The organism is Flavobacterium aciduliphilum (genome assembly GCF_003268855.1).
Lineage (GTDB): Bacteria > Bacteroidota > Bacteroidia > Flavobacteriales > Flavobacteriaceae > Flavobacterium > Flavobacterium aciduliphilum.
In genome coordinates this window covers 1-22,395 of record NZ_QLSZ01000007.1, presented here as the reverse complement: position 1 = coordinate 22,395, position 22,395 = coordinate 1, and the positions used below count along the sequence as shown (strand labels likewise).

Below are 22,395 nucleotides of genomic sequence, written 5' to 3'. Positions count from 1 at the left end.
GTTATATAAATGATTATTACCAAAGCCGAGTTTGTTGTGAGCAACTCTGAAGTAAGCAAATGCCCTACAGAGCGCCTGCCTGAATATGCCTTTATTGGTCGTTCAAACGTAGGGAAATCATCGCTAATCAATATGCTTACCAACCAAAAATCATTGGCCAAAACTTCTGGCAAACCAGGTAAAACCCAACTCATCAATCATTTTAAAATTAACTCCAATTGGTTTCTGGTTGATTTACCGGGTTATGGGTATGCACGCGTTTCAAAATCTACTAAAGACACCTTTCAAAAATTCATTACAGATTACTTCGAAAAAAGAGCGCAATTGGTTTGTGCTTTTGTATTAATTGATATTCGACTAGAAGCTCAAAAGATTGATTTAGAATTTATTACTTATTTAGGCGAAATAGAAATTCCTTTTTGTATAGTCTTTACCAAAGCTGACAAAATTGGAAAAAGCAAAATAAACGCTCAAATTGCTGCTTACAGGAAAGCCCTTCTTGCCAACAATTGGGAAGAAATGCCTCAATATTTTGTAACGTCTTCTCTAGAAGCAACAGGTAGAGCCAGTTTGCTGGAATATATTGACGCTGTAAATCAGGAGGTTTTTAAAGAACTTAATTCGTTTTAACCTTTCAACTCCAACTTTTCAGCAAAATAATCGCAGAAATCTCTCATAGTCGCTGACATTTTTTCGTCTTGAGTCGCTCTTTCAAAAGTGTCTGCCATAGCCACTAAGGTTTGATGAAAGAAGATTTTCATTTCATCTACTGGCATATCTTTTGTCCATAAATCAATGCGAAGTGTTTCTTTGGCTTTACTATCCCATATTGACAACAATACCGCCTTTGCTTCTTCCATATCAATTCCGCCATCCTTAGCCGTCCATAATAATTTTTCAGGTACACGATTTTCATCCAATGCAACGGTGAACTTAATCTCTGAAGTGTTTTGATTACTCATTTTTTTTGGGTTTGTATTTTGATTTTTCAAATAGTGTGTTGGGATCCATTTTTAGCAGCTCTTTTACTGAAACGTCGTTATTTTGCATAAAAGCTCTCACAATTTGCCACCCCACCCATTGACCAATTCGCCCTGGAGTTTCATTATCAATTTCTAAATAAAACTTTGAAAAGGGAGCTAAGTTTATGAATCGATTAGGCAATTTAGAATCGGTACTGTACAACATTTTGTTACTCACAAAATACTCCCAAATGTAGCTTTCATTGTCCTGACAAAACTTAATTTGCTCGGGGGTATATCCAATGCGATCTGCATCAGTGCAATTGGGCAGCAAAACATCTTTCAAATAAAGTTCTTTTCCTGAAGTTATCATCAAGTTTAAGAGATCTTTATTTCTTGGGGACGGAATAACACCATAAGCAAAACTAGAGACAATATCTGGCAACAATTGATGTTCGTCAAAATTTTGACGTAAATATTCTGGAAATTCATTTTTATAAAACTTATGATCTTTACCTAAATATAATTCTAAGGCGATGATCAACTTATCATGCGCATATATTGTTTTATTTAAATAATCCATTTCTCCAATGGCCGTATAAATTTGTGGCGTAATCACACTTGGAAAATAATATTTAATATGTTTAAACAAGTCTTCAATTTCGGTTTGTTGCCTTGAAAAATCTTTATATTTCTTCTCAACTTCTAGATACAATTCACGCCATTGCGGATTTTGTAACTTTTCTACCCATACATTATCTGGTGTTTCTTTTGGAAAAAACTCAGGATATTCAGCTTTTACTTTGTATAAATTTTCTGGAGTTGATTCGAAAAAAGCTTGTTCGAAACGATGCAATCTCATGGTTACAGGAATTTTTTCAACTTCCTTTTCAATTTTACTTTTCTTATCACAAGAGAAAAATAAAAAACCAATTATGGCTATACACATGAATTTTCTCATCATATTTAATATTTTTGCAAATATACATTACGAAATCTTAAATTTTCCCTAAACTATGGCTAAAAAAAGTACGATACATGTTGAAAAAGTGAACGAATACATCGTTACGTGGTTAACACAATACGCAAAAAAAGCAAAAGTAAACGGATTTGTGATAGGGATTTCAGGAGGCGTTGATTCGGCGGTGACCTCAACTCTTTGTGCGCAAACTGGTTTACCTACATTGTGTGTCGAAATGCCAATCCATCAAGCTGAAAACCAAATCAACCGTGGAAGAGAACACATTTTACAATTACAAAAAAGATTTCCAAACGTGAGTACTATTCAAGTAGAACTAACAGCAGTCTATGATCTTTTTAAAACGCAAGTTCCAGTAAGTACACACGAAACGTTATACCCTCTTTCATTAGCCAATAGTCGCGCGCGTTTGAGGATGACTACTTTGTATTATTTGGCGGGCATTAACGGATACTTAGTAGCTGGCACGGGAAATAAAGTAGAGGATTTTGGAGTTGGCTTTTATACAAAATATGGTGATGGCGGCGTTGATGTGAGTCCGATTGCCGATTTAATGAAAAGTGACATCTATGCTTTAGGAGCCTATTTAAAAATCCCTGAATCCATACAACATGCAGCACCTACTGACGGACTTTTTGGTGACAATCGTACCGATGAAGACCAGTTAGGCGCAAGCTATGATGAGTTGGAATGGGCAATGTTGGCTGCTGAACAAGGTCATCAAATAGAACAGTTTTCTGGAAGAGAAAGAGAGGTTTTCGAAATTTACAAACGTTTAAACCAAAACAACAAACACAAAATGGAGCCGATTCCTGTTTGTGAAATACCCTCTTTTTTGAAAGAATAATTCTACATTTAGTGTTTTATTAGTACTTTTTGATTAACTTTACATGAAGACTTATAAAGTTCCTTAAAATATTAGTAGTATGATAACCGTTTGTCTAGCCGACAATTACCCAGTGGTACATTACGGCGTAAAAATGTATTTTAAAGACCACCCTGAAATCAGTGTTGTTTCAAATGTGGGGAACTATTACATGATTTCTGAAGCTTTACGAAACAAAGAAATTAATGTTTTGGTCATGGACCTTGAATTGGAAGGCATGAAAAGTATTATTGAATTAAAAAATATTACAAAACGCTTTCCAAATACTAAAATTGTTGTCTTCTCTAATTTGAATGAACAGATTTATGCTCCTAACATTATTAAAGCAGGCGCATCTGGTTTTGTTCATAAATCAAAAAAACTTGAAGTATTAGGCACTACAATCATGAGAGTTTATAATGGTGAAGTAGTATTGAGCGAACAAGTAAAAAGAAACTTAGACCTCATTGAAAAGCAAAACAAAAACGAACGCCTGTATCGAAAATTATCGAATCGTGAAATGGAAGTGCTGCGTTTTTTGTGTGAGGGCAAAAAGAATAATGAAATTTCGAAGTATTTAGGATTGAACGAAAAAACAATTTCTACTTACAAATTGCGTTTGCTACAAAAATTGAATGTCACCAATCTGGTTGATTTAACTAAAAAAGCAAAAAACTTAGAAATTTAAAAATCAGGAGTGTCTAGAAATTACTCGACCTAATTTTTTAGAAAAAACATTGGTCAAACCGAGATAATCTACAACCAATGACAGTGTTTCCGAATTATCGGGTTGTGGTTCATTTTGTATCGTGTTTTTTAATTCTTCTATAATTTTATTTACTAAAAACCAACGAAGTGTAAGAATGGTTTCGGTAACATATTGTGCAATAGTTTGTCCTTTTGCTTTCACATAAATCTGCTTAGCTTCCCAATTGTGTAAGGTGTCTCGTTCATCATTCATTAAAATGGCTGTGACTTCTTGTGCGACTTCTTGATCCAATTGCAATAAATACTGATCCAATTCAAAGGAATCTGTAGTATTATAATAGGAAATTAAATTATCGTATATCGCTTTAAATAATGGATTTGCCAATTTAATTTCGTCTTCTTGCAAACTCAAATACACACGTTGATAAACTTTATATTTTTTGTTTTCTTTGACCTCAATCATTTCTCCTTGTTCATTGGTCTGAATTAAAACATCTTCAAATTCATCTTCCAAAGCTCCATACAACAATAATATTTCGATAATTTTATGTTCCAACTCATATTGAATGTCAACAATTCGTTCCTGAACAGGGCTTTCATTTTTTACAACTTCAAACGTTTTTTGTTGTGTGGCTTGCTTTTTTGAAGATTCGAGGACTTCTTTTTGTACCAATTGTGCTAAGGTATTAAACAAGACCTCCTCCGAAATATCCATGATACGAGATACTTCTTTTATATACACTTCTCTTTTTATTCGGTCGGGAATTTTCGAGATGCTGCTCACCATATCCCGAATCAAATCTGCTTTTTTGATTGGGTCGTTTTTAGCATCTTTCATAAGCAAAGAAGCCTTAAACTGAATAAAATCGAGGGCATTTTCCTCAAAATAGGCCACCATATCCTGCAATGGAGTTCGTTTAGCAAAACTATCAGGATCATCCCCCCCGGGAAAGGTGCATACTTTTACATTCATCCCTTCTTCAAGAATCAAATCAATTCCTCTCAACGAAGCTCTAATTCCGGCAGCATCACCATCAAATAATACCGTAATATTTTTTGTTAATCGACTGACCAATCTAATTTGGTCTGGCGTTAAGGCAGTTCCCGATGAAGCTACAACATTTTCAATACCTGCTTGATGCATTTGAATCACATCGGTATATCCCTCCACTAAAAAACAAGTGTCATTTTTGGCAATAGCTTGTTTGGCAAAATGAATTCCATAAAGCACTTTACTTTTATGGTACAAATCGCTTTCTGGTGAATTAAGATATTTGGCTGCTTTTTTGTCGTTGGTTAAGATGCGCCCTCCAAATCCTAGAACACGCCCACTCATGGAGTGAATAGGAAACATGACCCTCCCTTTGAACCGATCAAATTGTTTGTCTTCACCGACTATTGTTAACCCTGTTTTTTCTAAAAACTCTAATTGATAGCCTTTTGACAACGCTTCTTTCGTCAAGGCGTCCCATACATTGGGCGAATACCCTAAATTGAATTTTTTAATGGTATCTAACGTAAAACCACGTTCTTTAAAATACGTCAATCCTATCGCCTTTCCTTCTTCAGAATGAAAGAGCATTTCTTGAAAATACTGGTTGGCAAATTCCGAAATTAAAAACAAACTCTCTCGTTCATTGGCAGCTTCTTTCCCTTCGTCTGAAAGTTCCGTTTCCACAAGTTCAATATTGTATTTTTTTGCCAAATATCGAATCGCTTCTGGATAAGAAAAACGCTCATGTTCCATTATAAAAGTTACGGCGTTTCCTCCTTTTCCTGAGCTGAAATCTTTCCAAATTTGCTTTACAGGCGACACCATAAAGGAAGGAGATCGCTCATCAGAAAACGGACTTAGCCCTTTGTAATTACTTCCCGCTCGTTTTAATTGTACGAAATCAGCAATCACCTCTTCTACACGTGCCGCTTCAAAAACTTTTTCTATAGTCTCTTTGGTAATCAATTTTAGGCTCAGATTTAAGGTTCTAAGGTTTCAAAGTTACATGTTTTTTTAATAAAAAAAACTCTTTTAGAATTTGACGTCCTAAAAGAGTTTTACAACTAACCCAAACAAAAAATATTAATTGAAATCGAATCGAATTCCTAATGAAATGTTGTTTTGCTTCACAGCATTATTTTGGAATATAGGATTCATATCGTATTTGACATACAAACTGGTTTCTTTATACCCTAAATAAGCGCTCACCCCATAAATAAAGTCATTGACATTGAAATCTCCTTTTTCTTTAATGGTGACTTCGTGACCTGACTCATCATCAAAAATTTGAAATTGTTTGGTTTTCAAACGAAATCCGGCATATCCTCCAATTCCTAAACGAACACTTTCATGCGATTGGAATATTGTTTTACCTTCTTTGGATTTGTTTTTAGAAAAATCAAATTCAAAATGAACAGGAGCGACTAAATACACACTTTTGAAACGTGAATCGCTTAAATGTGTCGCGCTTACTTCTAGATTGGTTTGATCGCCATTTTTCACATAAACGCGATTGTCTGTAGGACGTAAATTGTTATACATTACTGAAAAACCATATTTTAAATGTAATAAATTGGACTCTTTTAACAAACGGGTATTTAAGGTGGCGCCCCACTCGTAGAAATGCGAACCCCAATATCTAAAATCTGATCCCGCTACTTTATGGTTTGTTGCAACATTATTGAGTCCTGCTGCAAAAATAAACTGAGACGTAGTTCTTTTTTCTGATTTTTTTATCGTATCTTTTATATTATTTTCTTTAAATCCACCAGGAATACTAAAAGAATATTTTTTTTGATTAGAATTTACTTCATTTAATATACCATCTACTTTATCCTGCACCAAATCTTTTAGTTCTTCCTGAACCAGAGCAATTCGATTTTCAATAATAGTGGCACGAGCCTCAGAAAGTTCTTTTTTCTTAGCATCGGCTTGTTCTTTTGTAAGCGATCCTTTCTCAAGTTGCTCGTTTACATTTTCAATCTCTTTTTTTAATGTCTCTTTTTCTTCTTTAGTAATGTTTTCAATCTTTGTAGCAATGGCTTTTGCTTTGGTTTCAAAAGATTTTTGTGCTACTAGTTTGCTTGCCAAAAGGCATAGTGATAACGCTAAGTAAATAGTAAAATTTCTCATAATGATTTAATTTATTGATGATTGGACTTAATTTTTGCAATATAGATTAAGAAATATGAATAATCTTAAAAATTGTTTTTGAAATTGATATTAAATTTATTCTTGATTTCGGGCAGCCAAAGCTCCTTTAACTTCTTGGTAGTTTTTACTGATTTTGGTTAAAACCTTTTCTCTAAAAGATTGGTCTAATTCTCCGTCGACTTTAGATAAAAGACTATTGGCATTGACTTTAACTTTAGTATTTGGTTTGGCCGTTTTTTCTATCGAAACCAATACGTTGTCTTCATTTAAAGAATTTGAAATACGTGCTTTTTGAGGTTCTACTGTAGAAGGTACTTTTTGAGCAACACTCTCTTTATTTTGAAATTCGATTTGGTTTTCTTGATTAATCAATAGGTTAGGTTTGTTTTGATTGAACTTTTTTGATTGCCTTTGATGGCTGCTTGTTACTTTTTGATTGTTGATTTCTACGACTTGTTGATTTTGTTGCTTAGAATCTATATCAAAGATTTTCACACTATCAATCTCATGGGTTTTGGTATTTTCATTGGTATTTTTATAATTATTTCCTTTTACAACTAGGTTGTTTTCTGGTTTAACAACGTTTTCTTTTTGATTGAATAAGAACAAACCTAACGCTACCAATACTAAAATAGAGGCAGCAATTCCAAGCGATTGAAACGAATGAAAATCAAAACGTTTTGGTTTTTTTTGTTCTGCTATCGTCAACATGGCATCCAGTCGATCCCATGACGAATTGCTGGGTTGAATTTCTCGCCTGTCTATCTGTTCTTTTATTTGAGTATCTAGTTTATTCTGTGCCATTTTCGTACATTTTTAATTTAATTATGTTGTCTTGCAATACTTTTCGGGCATGTGACAACTGTGACTTTGACGTTCCTTCACTGATTCCAAGTAATGTGGCAATTTCTTGGTGTTTATATCCTTCAATTACATAAAGATTAAATACCATTTTATAACCCTCAGGCAAATGGTCAATCAAATATTGAATATCATCTGTAGAAAGCTGTGTCTCTATATCATTAGTAGATTCTTCATAATAATTTTCATCATCCAGAAACGTTACCTTCTTTTGAACTCTGATATACGAAATACATTCGTTAATCATGATTCGTCGAATCCATCCTTCAAAACTGCCTTCGTTTTTAAAATTCTTCAAATTCGTGAATACTTTCATGAAAGCTGTAATCATAATGCCTTCGGCTTGGTGCAAATCTTTAATGTATTGCCTACACACACTTAGCATCTTTGGAGAAAATTTGGAATAAATCTTGTTTTGTGCATGACGATTATGCTCGACAGCCAACTCGATTAATTCTTGTTCTTCTTGACGTAAGTTGATTACTTTCATTCGATTTTTGATTGAAGATTACTTATTTCAGAATTTCAGACTTCTATTAGCATAGACGATTACAGTTGCAAAAGGGTTGCACCAAAGGTAAATTTATCTTCAAAAAAATTATTTAAAAAATGTAAACCTCAATAAAATCAAGGCATTTAGAAGGAATAAAAAATTATTTTTTTCTTTCGATGACGTAATTAACCATTAATGTTAAACTGTCTTTATACGTAGAATCTGGGAAGTTTTGAATTAAAGCGAGCGCTTCTTGTTGAAATTGCATCATTTTTTGTTCGGCATAGTGCAAGCCATTCTTGTCTTTTACAAATTGGATGACTTCTTTAACTCTTTTTTTGTCTTTATTGTGATTTTTGATCGAATTGATGCACCAACTTTTTTCTTTATTAGAACAATTGTTGAGTGCATATATTAAGGGCAAAGTCATTTTTTGTTCTTTAATATCAATCCCTGTAGGCTTTCCGATTGCATCGTCAGTGTAATCAAACAAGTCATCTTTTATTTGAAACGCCATGCCGATGAGTTCACCAAACTTCCGCATGGTTTCAACTAGAACCTCATCATCAGAAACTGAACGAGCTCCAAGTGCGCAACAAGCGGCAATGAGCGTGGCTGTTTTTTGACGGATGATTTCGTAGTAAACATCTTCAGTAATATCCAAACGGCGTGCTTTCTCAATTTGCAACAACTCTCCTTCACTCATTTCGCGCACGGCGACTGAAATAATCCGAAGTAAATCGAAATCGCCATGGTCAATAGAAAGCAATAAACCTTTAGACAAAAAGTAATCCCCTACTAAAACGGCAATTTTATTTTTCCAAAGGGCATTGATAGAGAAAAATCCGCGTCTTCTATTACTATCATCCACCACATCATCATGCACTAAAGTTGCCGTATGAATCAACTCAATAACGCAAGCTCCTCGATAGGTTCGTTCTACAACAGTCCCACCAGAAAGCATTTTGGCTGTTAGAAAAACAAACATCGGACGCATTTGTTTTCCTTTTCGATTTACGATATAATACGTAATTCGATTCAACAACGCTACTTTGGAAGACATCGATTCGTAGAACTTCTTTTCGAAAAGTTCCATCTCAACTTGAATCGGTTGTTTTATTTGGGAAGTAATATTCATTGTGCCAAAGATACAACAATCCAATTACTTGAAAAATTTTTAAGCAAGGATTAAACCTTTTTAATAAATTAAAGTCTTATCTTGCAAATCATTAATATTGACACTTATGAAAACAAAAATTGTAACCCTTGCCATTCTATTATCACTGTTTGTGGTAAGTTGCAGTAAAAACGACACTTCTGAAACCTCTTACATGTCAAAAGACGAAGCACAAGCGAGTTCAAAAATCGACCTTGCTAGTGATGATGTAAGTACTATTGTAGAAGACCAGTACAATAATATTAATTCCAATTCTTTTTCAAACAAGAACGGTGTAGTTGCATTGTCTACTTGTGCAACCATTACAAGAGTACCTGCTTTTGGAACCGTATTAAATGATGGCGACTTGGTAACTAAAACCATCGATTTTGGTTCAGGTTGTACCCTTGCAAACAATAATGTAGTAAGTGGAAAAATCATCATTACCTTTACTTATCACCCAACAGCTACAAGCCAAACCGTGAATTATAGCTTCGACAATTTTTACCACAATAATATAAAAATTGAAGGAAATAAATCGTTTACTAGAACCATGACTACCGGGGCTAATCCACACCCAATTGTAATCATGCAAATGGATTTGACAGCTACAATTAACGGACAAACACACCATAGAGTTGGGTCAAGAACAAGAGAAATTATAGCTGGTTATGACACTCCTAATGATTTATCTGACAATGTTTACAGCATTACTGGAAGCTGGACTACAACACACCCATCGGGAACAATTACGAGTACAATAACTACTCCTTTGCAAGTTAAAATGAGTTGCATGAATGTCCACAAGCCACTAATTGTTTCAGGTGTAATTACATTTACTAAAAACAATCACACCGCAACTTTAGATTATGGTACTGGAGATTGTGACAACACAGCGGTGTTTACTATCAATGGAAATTCTTATACCATTGTGATTGGAAACTAATTTAGGGTTTTTTCTAAATATTTTTTTTTTTGATTAACAACGTCTCGATTTTTCGAGACGTTTTTTTATGATTTATTAGCCAATTGTCCGCATGCCGCATCAATATCTTTTCCTCGGCTTCGGCGTACTTTGGCCACGACATCTATTTTGGACAATTCTTTAATATACATAGCAATGGCTGCCTCTGAGGCTTGTTGAAACATGCCATCGTCAATTGGGTTGTACTCAATTAAATTGACTTTACAGGGTACGTATTTACAAAATTTCACTAGGGCATCCACAGCTTCTTTTGTATCATTAATGCCGCGCCAAACGACATATTCATACGTGACTTTACTTTTAGTTTTTTGATACCAATAGGTCAAAGCTTCTCGTAACTCTTTTAAAGGAAAGTTTTTGCTAAAAGGCATGATGTTGGCTCGAACTTCATCAATAGCGGAATGTAGGGATACGGCCAACTTAAATTTCACTTCATCATCCGCCATTTTCTTAATCATTTTGGGAATCCCCGATGTGGAAACGGTGATGCGTTTGGGAGACATGCCTAAGCCTTCGTCGGAGGTAATTCTATCTATGGCTTTGATGACATTATTATAATTCATGAGCGGCTCTCCCATTCCCATAAATACAATGTTAGAAAGAGGTCTGTTGTAGTACAATCTACTTTCTCTGTCGATGGCAACCACTTGGTCATAAATTTCGCCTGGTTCTAGATTACGCATGCGTTTTAATTGGGCAGTTGCGCAGAAATTACAATCTAAACTACACCCTACTTGGGAAGAAACGCAAGCAGTTGTTCTGGTGTCAGTGGGAATTAACACGCTTTCTACAACCAAACCATCGTGCAAACGAACGGCATTTTTTACTGTGCCATCGTCGCTGCGTTGCATTTGATCTACTTTGATGTGGTTGATGACAAAATGAGTTTCGAGCATGGTGCGGGTTTCCTTTGAAATATTGGTCATATCATCAAAAGAGTGCGCGCCTTTGCTCCACAACCATTCATAGACTTGATTGCCACGAAAGGCTTTATCGCCGTTGGCTACAAAAAAATCTCTAAGTTGATCTTTAGAAAAGGCTCTAATGTCTTTTTTCTCCATCATGAGGCAAAGGTAACATAATTTGTTGATTTGAATGTTTGGTTATTTATGATGGGATATTTGTAAGTTTGTAAAAAAATAAAGGGTCATGCATTTTATATCAGAGGAATTAGAAGATTATGTGGCTCAGCATTCGCAAAAAGAGCCTGAATTGTTAGAGCAATTGTTTAGGGAAACGCATCAGAAAGTATTGCAACCCCGCATGTTGAGTGGTCACTTGCAAGGGCGTGTGTTGAGCATGTTGTCTAAGATTATTTGTCCCAAGAATATTCTTGAAATTGGGACTTACACGGGGTATGCCGCTTTGTGCTTGGCAGAAGGGTTGCAAAAAGAAGGGATATTGGACACTATTGAAATTAAAGAAGAATTGGTTTCGATACAGCAGAAGTATTTTAATTTGTCGCCGTGGAAGGATCAGATTGTGGCGCATTTGGGTGATGCTTTAGAGATAATTCCGACTTTGAATAAAAAATATGATTTGGTTTTTATTGATGCTGACAAGGAAAACTACATTCATTATTTTAACATGATTGTACCGATGATGAACCCAGGTGGTATTATTTTATCGGACAATGTGTTGTGGAGCGGTAAGGTTTTGGAGGAATTGAATCCGAAAGATATGAGTACGAAAGTATTGTTGGAATACAATCAAATGGTGAATGAGGATCCTAGAGTGGAAACGGTGTTGTTGCCTATTCGCGATGGGTTGACGGTGAGTCGTGTGCTTTAACTTTTAAGAATAAATTTTTTATTGATATAATAAAAACTCACTCCGAATAGTATGCCAAAAGCATAGCCTGTTAAAATATCGGTGGGGAAATGAACACCGAGATAAATGCGACTGTAGGCAAAAATCAAAGGGTATAGAAATATGAGAACAATATATTTGTACTGTTTTTTTAACATCAAATACAAAAAAGTCATGGTCGCCATAGAATTGGCTGCATGCCCTGAAAAAAAACTGTAGGAATCGGATTGATGGATGATTCTGATGGTGTTTTTTAGTTCGGGATCATTACAGGGTCGTAAGCGATGAAAAGTCGCCTTGAAAAACTCAACAGACGTATTGCAACACAACAAAAGTAGCGCCACAAAAAGCATGATGATGAGCAACTGCTTCCACCCTAATTTTTTATAAATTAAATAGGCTAAAAACAAGAAAAAAGGTATCCAATAGGCTTGCTTTGTAATAATGAGCCAAAGCCCATCAAATTGAGGACTACCCAATCCGTTTAAATACACAAAAAGAGTTTTGTCTAGCGCTATAATTTTATCGAGCATTACTTTTGACGTTTGATAGGCCCTTCTACAATATCTTCAATATTTTGTTGGATTGCGCCAACTTCCTCTGTGGTTTGCTTGAGTACCTGTTGCCCTATAGCTCCCGTATCAGTTGCCACACTTTCTTTCACTTTTTCTACTTCTTGTGTTACCGAAGAAGTGATTTGTTGTATAGAAGAATTGATTCCGTCTATATCGGCACTCTTTTGAATTTCAGATTTAATTTCATTAGTTGCATTCTTGAGTGTGGCCATAAATTTAGCGTAACCTCTCACAACTTCTGGTAAATTTTTTGTTCCAAAAAGAAGAAAGGCAATGAGTATAATGAAAAAAAATTCTCCTCCAAACATGATTTATGATTTTATAGGTGCAAAGGTACAAAGTAATTAGTCAAATTTTGATTTTTGTGCTTCTTTTGGCCAAGTATTGTTGGAAAGATCAATATCGGCGGTTTCTAATTTTGGATCGATTTGAATTTTAGTGATTGGCTTTTGAGTTGCAAAGGTTCTGCTGACTTCTTTATCATTCATACGCCAAATTTGAGCTGGAAATTTCTGAATTTCAGTCGAACCATCTTCAAAGGTGAGTTCGACAATAATTGGCATTACCAATCCGCCGGGTTTGTTAAAGGTAACTTGATAGAAATACTTTGGTTCATGCAATTTGGCACGTTCTTCTTGCGAAAAGTGTTCCATCACAAAATCATTCAATACTTTAAAATCGGTAGTCTTGAAAGGTTTATTTAATTCAGGTTTATAATCTTCACTTCCTTCAGCAATCATATAAACCATAGGTTTCGGGCTCGAATCACGCTGGCGTCTATTTTTTTTGAAGGATTCTACTTCTTTGGAAGGATCATTACTCACAAAATATTTCTTTACTTCTTTAATTCCAATATCATTATAGTCTGTAGTATAGAACCACCCTCTCCAAAACCAATCCAAATCGACTGCCGAAGCGTCTTCCATGGTTCTAAAAAAATCTTCAGGAGTAGGATGTTTGAATTTCCAGCGATTAGCATACGTTTTAAAGGCATAATCAAACAATTCGTGTCCCATAATGGTCTCACGAAGAATGTTTAATGCCGTAGCAGGTTTGCCATAAGCATTATTTCCGAATTGTCGAATGCTTTCTGAATTGGTCATAATAGGTTCTAATCCTTTAGGATCGCCACTCATGTAAGGAACTATATTTTTTGCGGGACCCCGACGCACAGGAAATTTTGGATCGAAAGAGGTTTCTGCTAAATATTCCATGAACGAATTGAGTCCCTCGTCCATCCAAGTCCATTGTCTCTCATCAGAATTGATAATCATGGGGAAGAAATTGTGTCCCACTTCATGACAAATAACGCCCAACATTCCATATTTTATCTTGTCAGAATACGTACCATCGGCTTCTGGACGACCATAATTCCAACAAATCATGGGGTATTCCATTCCTTGATCTCGCGCATTGATGGAAACTGCTTTCGGGTAGGGATAATCAAAAGTATAATTAGAATAACTTTTTAAGGTATGTGCGACCATTCTGGTTGAATATGTTTCCCAAAGTGGATTCCCTTCTTTTGGATAGAGCGAAATTGCCATTGCGGTATTGCCTCCAACTCTAACAGCCATGGCGTCATAGATAAATTTTCTAGACGTTGAAAATCCAAAATCTCGCACATTATCGGCTTTGAACTTCCATGTTTTTTTTGTGGTTGCTATACTTTTTTCTCGGGCTTCTGCTTCTGCTTGTGTCACAACAACAACGGGTTTGTCAAATGATTTTTCTGCTTGAGTATAGCGCGCTAATTGTTCTGGAGTAAAAACTTCTGCTCTGTTGAGTAGCGTTCCTGTAGCTTCCAAAATATGATCGGAAGGAACGGTAATGTTTACTTCAAAATTCCCAAACGGAAGGGCAAATTCTCCAGCACCCCAAAATTGCATGTTTTGCCATCCTTCCACATCGTTATAGACCGCCATTCTTGGGTAAAACTGTGCAATTACATAGAGATTATTGCCATCTGTATCAAAATGCTCATAGCCCGAACGACCTCCATCGATAGTATAATTATTAATTAAATAGTTCCATTTTATAGAAAAAACAATTTTCTCGCCGTGTTTCAACAGTTTTGGCAATTCGATACGCATCATCGTTTGATTGATAGTATATGACATTGGTTTTCCTTGAGCATCGATTACATAATCTATTCTAAACCCCCCATCAAAATCATCTTCTAAATAGTTTCTCGAAAAATTTTGAACTTCCATTGCTGGGTCGGTTGTTTTGCCATTAATTAGAGGGGTCAATGATGTTCTAGCCTGTTGATTTTGATCTAATTGGACCCATAAATAATCCAGTGATTCTCTCGCATTGTTGGTATACGTTATAGTTTCTTTTCCATACAAACGCGTGTTTTTATCATCTAGTTCAACATCTATTTTATAATCAGCTTGTTGCTGGTAATATTCAGGTCCAGGTGCACCAGAAGCTGTACGATACATATTGGGTGTGGCCAGCAAATCGTACATTTGCTTGAATTTATCTACATTTTGTTCCGTTTCTTTGGTGCTTTTTTGGGTGTCTTGTGCAATTCCCGTCAAGGCTGAACTAGCACAAACCCCTAGGATTATAAAACTCTTTTTTAACCACATACTCATTTAGTTTAGGTCATAAAAGTAGTAGTTTTTTTATGAAGAATATTTGAAGCTTATTTTTTTAACATTCCTTTAAAATTATCTGCTGTTAGGAGAAATGATTTTTTTTCGCCAAAAATATTCGCTTGTACAATATTTTGTTGCTCGGGATACAACTCCATCAAAGTAGTATTTTCGATTTCAAAAGTATGTATCTTCGTAACCTCTGTAATTCTAAAATAACAAATTAAGACATTTGCCTCTACTTCTTTGCTTCTAAAATCTAAGGATCTTACTTTTCCATTAATTTTTAACACAACGGTCTCAGAAAGATACTTTAGTAGTTCTTGTTCCTCCTGAAGCGATTCTTTTTCTGTGCCTATAAAAAATTTTCTATGGTATTTTTTTTCGAGAGCCTGATTCAAATCGTCTACAAAAATTCGAGACGTAATTTGAACCATTTTCTTTTGAGGCACGTAGTTAATTTGGAAAATAGAAGAATAAAATTTATGAGGCATCATGGCTATAAAAACAAACCAGAAAATTAATACCCAAAATATTTTTTTATGTTTTATCATACTCCAAAAGTACTTATTTTTCGGTTATGATTTGTTTATATTTTACCGCTAAATCATTAAGTACGAAAGTAGCCATCGTTCTGTTTTTTGATTTGACCGCAGCTACAAATTTTTCATCTTCTACTACAAAATATAAGAATCCTTTTACATAATCTTGAGGAATTTTGAGCTTTTCAACAAGGTATTTTTCTTCAAACCAATTTTGAACTTTATCTATTAAGGTTTCTTTTTTCTCTACTTCGAGTTCTTTTTTTAGTATGGTGGTACGACCCGACATCCAATTCAACAAAGGGTCTAAACCTGCGGAAACCCCTATTTTGGTTCCAATACCTAAGGAGGGATAAGCATTAGAAGCGGTGTTTAACTTTCTTTCGGCTGGGGTAAAATGCTTTATGTTAGGCGAAATAATTCCCAATGAAACCGCATTGATGTTTTTGTACTCCCCTATTCGTACTTCATCAATCATTCGAACTAAAGGTTCCATTTTTACGAAAAAAAGGGCATGAGTATCATCATTTTCTTTGACAGCTACTTTCAACGCTTTAAATTGAATAGCTGAAAACAAAAGAGTATCTCCAACTTTTGCTACAATTGAAAAATAACCTCCTCGTTCTGTACTAGTTGAATTTTCGTTAGCTAAATTGATAATGTAAATTCCCTCTAAATCATTGTAATCTGCAATAACTTTTCCATTAATTCGATTGGAAAACACAGCGTTTTGAGCTTCTACTTGCACAGAAACACTCAGCAAGAATAAAAGAAGTAGACTTCGAAACAAACGCACGCAAATTGATTTTAATTAGCTGTAAAAGTACCTAGAATGATTTCGAAAAATAAGCCAAGACAACACTAAATTTATGTTAATTATATTTTCTTAAATTTGATGAAAATTAAAATATCATGAAAAAACTACTAATTGCGAGCACATCTACCCTTTTTGGTGGCGCTTATTTAGAGTATTTATTTCCTCAACTTGAACACCATTTTAGCCATTGTGAGAGCATACTTTTTATTCCATACGCAAGACCGGGAGGCATCACACATGATGAATATACTACAAAAGTTCAAGAAGCTTTTTTGAAGATAAATAAAAAAATTGTGGGACTCCATACTTTTGAAGATCCAATTACGGCTTTGAAAGAAGCTAAAGGGATTTTTACAGGTGGTGGAAATACATTTCTTTTAGTTACCGAGTTATACAAACAGAACGTCATGAATACTTTGGCAGCTGTTCTCAATGCTGGAACTCCTTATATTGGAACGAGCGCTGGAAGTAACATTACGGGCATTTCCATGCAAACCACTAATGACATGCCGATCGTTTATCCTCCAAGTTTTGATACATTAGGCATTCTTCCATTTAATTTAAATCCCCACTATTTAGATGCCGATTTACAAAGCAAGCACATGGGAGAAACTAGGGAAACTAGGATTAATGAATTTCATGTTTTGAATACTATTCCCGTATTGGGACTGCGTGAAGGAAGTTGGCTTGAAGTAGTAGGGTCTGATATCTTTTTAAGAGGAACATTAACCGCACGTTGGTTTCAAAAGAATCATCCCGCAATGGAACTCGAATCTGGAGTTAACTTAAACCAACTATAAAAAGAAAAACCCTAACAATGTTAGGGTTTTTTGAGCGGAAGACGAGGCTCGAACTCGCGACAACCAGCTTGGAAGGCTGGAGCTCTACCAACTGAGCTACTTCCGCTTTTATCTCACAAACGTTGTATATTTCGGCATCCGATGTACTTCATTTGTGAGTGCAAATATATGTTATAAATTATTTCAAAAGCAAATTTTTTTACAAAAAAGTTTAATTTTTTTTCCTACCACACCACCATTTAAATATAAAATATTTATAATTAATTTGTTACCAAAAATTCACCATGCCCATAGAACTAAAAAAAATCGATGCATCAGAACTAATTCCTATTAGACATTTGGTATTAAGAGATGGAAGACCTATTGAAACTTGTATTTTTGAAGGTGATACCTTGTCATCAACAATTCATTTTGGACTTTTTTTTGAACACGAATTAATAGGTGTCGCTTCGCTTTATTCGTCGAAAAATAAAAAGCTCTCAAATGCAGATCAATACCAATTAAGAGGTATGGCGATTCTTCCCAAATACCAACAAAAGGGATTCGGAAGACGATTATTAGAACATTGTGAAAACCAATTAAAAACACAATCAAACCGTCTTCTCTGGTTTCATGCAAGAGAAAAAGCAGTTCCCTTTTATAAAAAACTAGGGTACACCATTCTTGGAGACTTCTTTATTATTGAGTCTATTGGCCCTCATGTTGTGATGTACAAAAATTTGAGTTCTGAATAAATCCTTTGTACCATTTTTGAATTTGAACTGTCTTCAAAAATTAGTTTTATCGGATTGATTTCTAGACATCGGAAAAATATTTTTGATTAGTTCTCGAAAAAGCAGTAACAAATGTCCTACAAACAATACTAATTTTTTACTTCTTGAGTTAATTATGTAAAAAGTCAAAGTAAAGTCAAAGTAAAGTCAAATCAATGAAAAGAACCCTATCTTTTATTTTAATTCTTTTTCTGTTTGGAATATCTATTGGAGTTTGTCAAGTTCCAAAAAAATCCTTATACACCAACTTTTGTAGCGAAAAAATATCGATTGATGGTAAATTTGATGAAGCAGCTTGGAAAAATGTAGCCATTGCTAGTGATTTTGTAATGATTCAACCAGACAATGGCAAACCTCAACCCAAAGACTCGCGTACTGAAGTAAAAGTTTTGTATGACAATGAGGCCATTTACATTGCGGCTTCTATGTATGATCCTGAACCTAATAAAATCCCACGCGAACTTACAAAACGAGACGATTTTGGTACCGCTGATATTTTTGGCGTTTCTATTAACGGATTTAATGACGGACAACAATATTTCGGATTTTATGTAAGTGCGTCAGGCGTGCAAGCCGATGATTTGTATACCAACTCCAATGGAGAAGATTTTTCTTGGAATTCTATTTGGAATAGTCATGTGGACATTACTTCGTTTGGTTGGACCGTCGAGATGAAAATTCCATATGCCGCCCTACGCTTTTCCTCTGAAAAAACACAAACATGGGGTTTGAATTTCTTCCGTGAAGACAAAAGAAATCGATTTGCTTACACTTGGAATCTTATTGACAATAAAATTTCTAACGAAGCAACTCAAATGGGAATTCTTGAAGGCATTCAAAATATTAAAACCCCTACACGATTATTTTTTATCCCTTACACTTCTTTTTACTATAAAAGCAACCCTGAACTAGTGACAAAAGAATTTAAACTTGGGTTGGATATTAAATACGGCATCAATGACGCATTTACACTAGATGCAATTTTAATCCCCGATTTTGGACAAACTACTTTTGATAATGTTGTGCTAAATCTCGGTCCTTTTGAGCAACAATTCATGGAAAATAGACCTTTTTTTACCGAAGGAACCGAATTATTCAGCAAAGGAGATTTGTTTTACTCGAGAAGAATTGGAGGAAGTCCGTCTACCTATCCTGAGGTTGCCGATAATGAGGAAGTGATCAAATATCCAAAAAATGTTAATCTACTAAACGCTTTAAAAGTATCTGGAAGAACCAAAGACGGATTAGGCATAGGTGTTTTAAACGCCATAACAAACAGAGCTTTTGCCACGATATTGAACACTTCTGATCAATCTGAAAGACAAGAAATGGTAGAACCTTTGGCTAATTATAACGTATTTGTATTGGATCAAAGATTTAGAAAAAATTCCTCTGTTTCTTTTGTAAACACTAATGTTTTTAGAGAAAGTCATTTTAGAGACGCTAATGTTTCTGCATTAGTTTTCGATTTGAACACGAAAAAGAACACCTACAAACTAAATGGTGATTTCAAATACAGTAAAGTCAGTGAAGATAAAAATATTGAAATCAAAAGAGGCATTAACTCGTCACTGTATTTTGCAGAAACCAGCGGAAAATACCGATATGGATTTGGAGAACAATACATCAGTAAAGATTTTGACAACAACGATTTAGGTATTAATTTCCAAACCCATTATCATGCATTCTTTGGCAATGGAAGTTATCGAATATTAAACCCAACGAAGACCTTTAATTCTTTTGGGATTTATGCAAATTTATATTCAGAATTTGATAACAGAACCGATAGAATTCAAAATGCCAACATAAATATCAATATAAATTCAACGAACAAAAAAAATGACTATTACGGTGGTGGATTCAGCATAAAACCAGTAGAAACTTATGATTTTTACGAACCCAGAACCGCCAATGAACAAAAGTTTGTAACAATTCCTAGATTTATAAATTTTTGGACCTATATTTCTACAAATTACAATCGAAAGTTTGCAATAGATTTCAATCCTTCATTTGCCTTTGTTGAAAGTAAAGGACGCATAAATTATGGTTTTGAAATTGATCCGAGGTATCGATTTTCAAATAAGTTCTCATTAGTTTATAGTTTCAATTTTTTTAGACAAAACAAAAACATTGGATGGATTGACACCGATGCAGACAACAACATAATTTTTGCGCGTAGAGATCGTGTTACTTATACCAACACGCTATCTGGAAAATATTCACTCAATAACAAAATGAACTTTGACTTATCCATAAGACATTATTGGTCTTATGCCGTGAATCATGATATTTTAACATTGCAAGATGATGGTAGTTTACTCTCAAACGATGCCTACACAACAAATAAAAATTCAAATTTCAACACCTGGAATATGGATGTTTCTTATTCGTGGTGGTTTGCCCCAGGCAGCCAGTTAACCATTCTTTATAGAAATAACTCCTTACTTTTTGAAAGAGATTTCGACAGTAATTTTGGTACTAATTTTTCAAATGTACTCAACACTAATTTGAATCAGATTTTTTCTATAAGTCTTCGCTATTTTATAGATTACAATGCGATACAAAATATTTTTTAATTTTCTTTAGTAAAGAATCCTAAATCGTTTTCGTGATTTTTTTAAAATTTTCCTTAATAATCAGTCTCCTGAGATTTTGCAAATACGTACCTTTGTATAAATCAAATGTGATATGAATAAAAAAGTTATTTTAATGATTTTAGATGGTTGGGGAAAATCGCCCGACCCAAAAGTATCTGCTATAGACAATGCAAACGTTCCTTTTATAAACAGCCTCTACACCAAATATCCAAATGCACAATTGCGCACTGATGGACTGAATGTTGGCTTACCAGAAGGTCAAATGGGAAATTCAGAAGTAGGACACATGAATTTAGGTGCGGGAAGGATTGTATACCAAGATTTAGCAAAAATAAACTTGGCTGTTCAAAACAAAACCATGAATCAAGAAAAACCCCTTTTGGATGCGTTTCACTATGCAAAAACAAATCAGAAAAAAGTGCATTTTTTAGGATTGGTTTCTAATGGTGGTGTACATTCTCACACGTCACATCTATACGGTTTACTAGACGCTGCTCAAGAATATGGTCTCGAAAATGTATTCATCCATGCTTTTACAGACGGACGAGATGTTGACCCAAAATCGGCTCTTTCAGATATTGCAAATCTTGAAAAGTATACTAAAAATTCTGAAGCAAAAATTGCTTCTCTTATAGGACGCTACTACGCCATGGATCGCGATAAACGTTGGGAACGAGTAAAATTAGCATACGACATAGTTGTTCATGGAGAAGGAACTGCAACCACCCATTTGACAGAAAGCATCCAAAAAAGTTATGATCAAGGAACCACTGACGAGTTTATTCTCCCTTTAGTCTGTGTGGATGAAGAAAATAAACCACTAGCAACCATCAAAGAAGGTGATGTTGTCATTTTCTTTAATTTCAGAACTGACCGAGGACGTGAATTGACCGAAGCCTTATCCCAAAAAGATTTTCATGAATACAATATGCATAAAATGAATTTGTATTATGTCACGATGACCAACTACGACGATACGTACGAAAATGTGCACGTGATTTATGACAAAGACAACATCACCGAAACCCTTGGAGAAGTACTTGAAAAAGCTGGTAAAAAACAGATTCGTATTGCAGAAACTGAAAAATATCCACACGTGACGTTCTTCTTTTCGGGAGGGAGAGAGACGCCTTTTGAAGGAGAAACCAGAATATTGCGAAATTCCCCAAAAGTGGCAACCTACGACTTACAACCTGAAATGAGTGCTTTCGAATTGAAAGATGCTCTTCTTCCTGAATTAAAAAAAGGTGAGGTAGATTTTGTCTGTCTTAATTTTGCCAATGGCGATATGGTTGGTCATACAGGTGTCATGGAAGCAGCTATAAAAGCCTGCGAGGCTGTCGATAAGTGTGTCAAAGAAGTCGTTAAAACGGCACTAGAAAACAACTATACAACGATTATCATTGCCGATCATGGAAATTGCGAGACAATGATTAACCCTGATGGGACTCCAAACACAGCTCACACCACTAACCCTGTACCGATCATTTTAGTTGACCAAGAATTGAAATCGATTCATGATGGTGTTTTGGGTGATATTGCGCCCACTATTTTAGTACTGATGGGAATTGAAAAACCCGCTGAAATGACAAGACATTCGTTACTATAACAAAAAAAGCGTTCGATTTAGACTGGACCCAAAAGTTTAGACAAATTTATAATTAATTTTGATAATAGTGAGCTCGATATTTAATCGGGCTCATTTTGTTTAAATTTGATTTG

Annotated in this window: 22 protein-coding genes and 1 tRNA gene; 9 read left to right on the top strand and 14 right to left on the bottom strand. The window is 34.9% G+C overall.

Annotated elements, in window-relative coordinates:
* Positions 1-9: 9 nt before the first annotated feature.
* The gene (gene yihA / locus CLV55_RS08430) at positions 10-630 is read left to right on the top strand and encodes a ribosome biogenesis GTP-binding protein YihA/YsxC (RefSeq protein WP_112113318.1); all 621 of its coding nucleotides are present in this window, start codon (positions 10-12) and stop codon (positions 628-630) included.
* On the opposite strand, the gene gldC is transcribed toward yihA, so the two are convergent.
* Positions 627-962 carry a gliding motility protein GldC gene (gene gldC, locus CLV55_RS08425; protein ID WP_112113317.1) on the bottom strand — a complete coding sequence of 112 codons (336 nt, stop codon included), beginning with the start codon at positions 960-962 and terminating at the stop codon, positions 627-629. The two genes, yihA and gldC, sit on opposite strands and share 4 nt — an antisense overlap.
* On the bottom strand, positions 955-1,923 hold the full coding sequence (gldB, locus tag CLV55_RS08420; protein ID WP_112113316.1) for a gliding motility lipoprotein GldB: 969 nt from the start codon (positions 1,921-1,923) through the stop codon (positions 955-957). Before gldB ends, gldC begins: the two co-directional genes overlap by 8 nt.
* 55 nt (positions 1,924-1,978) lie before the next feature.
* On the opposite strand from gldB, the gene nadE reads away from it, so the two are divergent.
* Both nadE and CLV55_RS08410 read left to right on the top strand, forming a co-directional pair.
* The gene (gene nadE / locus CLV55_RS08415; protein WP_112113315.1) at positions 1,979-2,788 is read left to right on the top strand and encodes an NAD(+) synthase; all 810 of its coding nucleotides are present in this window, start codon (positions 1,979-1,981) and stop codon (positions 2,786-2,788) included.
* A 79-nt stretch (positions 2,789-2,867) separates the two neighbouring features.
* On the top strand, positions 2,868-3,494 hold the full coding sequence (locus CLV55_RS08410) for a response regulator transcription factor (RefSeq protein WP_112113314.1): 627 nt from the start codon (positions 2,868-2,870) through the stop codon (positions 3,492-3,494).
* Positions 3,495-3,497: 3 nt separating this feature from the next.
* On the opposite strand, the gene dnaG is transcribed toward CLV55_RS08410, so the two are convergent.
* The 5 genes from dnaG to CLV55_RS08385 form a co-directional block, all read right to left on the bottom strand.
* The gene (gene dnaG / locus CLV55_RS08405) at positions 3,498-5,474 is read right to left on the bottom strand and encodes a DNA primase (protein ID WP_112113313.1); all 1,977 of its coding nucleotides are present in this window, start codon (positions 5,472-5,474) and stop codon (positions 3,498-3,500) included.
* 117 nt (positions 5,475-5,591) lie between these two features.
* Positions 5,592-6,641, bottom strand: coding sequence for a hypothetical protein (locus CLV55_RS08400; RefSeq protein ID WP_112113312.1), 1,050 nt, complete (start codon positions 6,639-6,641; stop codon positions 5,592-5,594).
* Positions 6,642-6,737: 96 nt separating this feature from the next.
* Positions 6,738-7,466 (bottom strand): hypothetical protein, encoded by a 729-nt coding sequence (locus CLV55_RS08395; protein ID WP_112113311.1) that lies wholly within the window; start codon positions 7,464-7,466, stop codon positions 6,738-6,740.
* Positions 7,453-8,013 carry an RNA polymerase sigma factor gene (locus CLV55_RS08390; RefSeq protein WP_112113310.1) on the bottom strand — a complete coding sequence of 187 codons (561 nt, stop codon included), beginning with the start codon at positions 8,011-8,013 and terminating at the stop codon, positions 7,453-7,455. Before CLV55_RS08390 ends, CLV55_RS08395 begins: the two co-directional genes overlap by 14 nt.
* A 163-nt stretch (positions 8,014-8,176) precedes the next feature.
* The gene (locus tag CLV55_RS08385; protein WP_112113309.1) at positions 8,177-9,154 is read right to left on the bottom strand and encodes a polyprenyl synthetase family protein; all 978 of its coding nucleotides are present in this window, start codon (positions 9,152-9,154) and stop codon (positions 8,177-8,179) included.
* A gap of 106 nt (positions 9,155-9,260) precedes the next feature.
* Between CLV55_RS08385 and CLV55_RS08380 the strand changes: the two genes are divergently transcribed.
* Entirely contained in the window at positions 9,261-10,118 is an 858-nt protein-coding gene (locus tag CLV55_RS08380) for a hypothetical protein (RefSeq protein WP_112113308.1), read from the top strand.
* Positions 10,119-10,183: 65 nt separating this feature from the next.
* Here the strand turns inward: CLV55_RS08380 and rlmN are convergent, their stop codons facing one another.
* Positions 10,184-11,221 carry a 23S rRNA (adenine(2503)-C(2))-methyltransferase RlmN gene (gene rlmN, locus CLV55_RS08375; RefSeq protein WP_112113307.1) on the bottom strand — a complete coding sequence of 346 codons (1,038 nt, stop codon included), beginning with the start codon at positions 11,219-11,221 and terminating at the stop codon, positions 10,184-10,186.
* Positions 11,222-11,306: 85 nt separating this feature from the next.
* Between rlmN and CLV55_RS08370 the strand changes: the two genes are divergently transcribed.
* Positions 11,307-11,948 carry an O-methyltransferase gene (locus CLV55_RS08370; protein ID WP_112113306.1) on the top strand — a complete coding sequence of 214 codons (642 nt, stop codon included), beginning with the start codon at positions 11,307-11,309 and terminating at the stop codon, positions 11,946-11,948.
* Here CLV55_RS08370 and CLV55_RS08365 read toward each other — a convergent pair.
* Genes CLV55_RS08365 through CLV55_RS08345 form a run of 5 tightly spaced genes read right to left on the bottom strand, consistent with a single transcriptional unit; the run spans position 11,945 to position 16,476 of the window.
* Positions 11,945-12,499 carry a phosphatase PAP2 family protein gene (locus CLV55_RS08365; RefSeq protein WP_112113305.1) on the bottom strand — a complete coding sequence of 185 codons (555 nt, stop codon included), beginning with the start codon at positions 12,497-12,499 and terminating at the stop codon, positions 11,945-11,947. The genes CLV55_RS08370 and CLV55_RS08365 overlap by 4 nt on opposite strands.
* The gene (locus CLV55_RS08360) at positions 12,499-12,849 is read right to left on the bottom strand and encodes a Sec-independent protein translocase subunit TatA/TatB (RefSeq protein ID WP_112113304.1); all 351 of its coding nucleotides are present in this window, start codon (positions 12,847-12,849) and stop codon (positions 12,499-12,501) included. Before CLV55_RS08360 ends, CLV55_RS08365 begins: the two co-directional genes overlap by 1 nt.
* Positions 12,850-12,885: 36 nt before the next feature.
* Positions 12,886-15,138 (bottom strand): M1 family metallopeptidase, encoded by a 2,253-nt coding sequence (locus tag CLV55_RS08355; protein WP_112113303.1) that lies wholly within the window; start codon positions 15,136-15,138, stop codon positions 12,886-12,888.
* A 56-nt stretch (positions 15,139-15,194) separates the two neighbouring features.
* Positions 15,195-15,698: a DUF6702 family protein gene (locus CLV55_RS08350; protein WP_245902698.1), complete on the bottom strand. Its 504-nt coding sequence runs from the start codon at positions 15,696-15,698 to the stop codon at positions 15,195-15,197.
* Between the two features lie 13 nt (positions 15,699-15,711).
* On the bottom strand, positions 15,712-16,476 hold the full coding sequence (locus CLV55_RS08345; RefSeq protein ID WP_146739554.1) for a hypothetical protein: 765 nt from the start codon (positions 16,474-16,476) through the stop codon (positions 15,712-15,714).
* A gap of 122 nt (positions 16,477-16,598) precedes the next feature.
* Between CLV55_RS08345 and pepE the strand changes: the two genes are divergently transcribed.
* The gene (gene pepE, locus CLV55_RS08340) at positions 16,599-17,303 is read left to right on the top strand and encodes a dipeptidase PepE (RefSeq protein WP_112113301.1); all 705 of its coding nucleotides are present in this window, start codon (positions 16,599-16,601) and stop codon (positions 17,301-17,303) included.
* 33 nt (positions 17,304-17,336) lie between these two features.
* Here the strand turns inward: pepE and CLV55_RS08335 are convergent.
* Positions 17,337-17,409: transfer RNA gene (locus tag CLV55_RS08335), tRNA-Gly, on the bottom strand.
* A 178-nt stretch (positions 17,410-17,587) separates the two neighbouring features.
* On the opposite strand from CLV55_RS08335, the gene CLV55_RS08330 reads away from it, so the two are divergent.
* From CLV55_RS08330 to gpmI, 3 genes are all read left to right on the top strand, one after another.
* A complete protein-coding gene (locus tag CLV55_RS08330) occupies positions 17,588-18,037 on the top strand; it encodes a GNAT family N-acetyltransferase (protein ID WP_112113300.1) in 450 nt (149 codons plus the stop codon).
* Between the two features lie 194 nt (positions 18,038-18,231).
* Entirely contained in the window at positions 18,232-20,652 is a 2,421-nt protein-coding gene (locus tag CLV55_RS08325; RefSeq protein ID WP_112113299.1) for a DUF5916 domain-containing protein, read from the top strand.
* Positions 20,653-20,764: 112 nt separating this feature from the next.
* Positions 20,765-22,282: a 2,3-bisphosphoglycerate-independent phosphoglycerate mutase gene (gpmI, locus tag CLV55_RS08320; RefSeq protein WP_112113298.1), complete on the top strand. Its 1,518-nt coding sequence runs from the start codon at positions 20,765-20,767 to the stop codon at positions 22,280-22,282.
* The last annotated feature ends 113 nt before the right edge of the window (positions 22,283-22,395 follow it).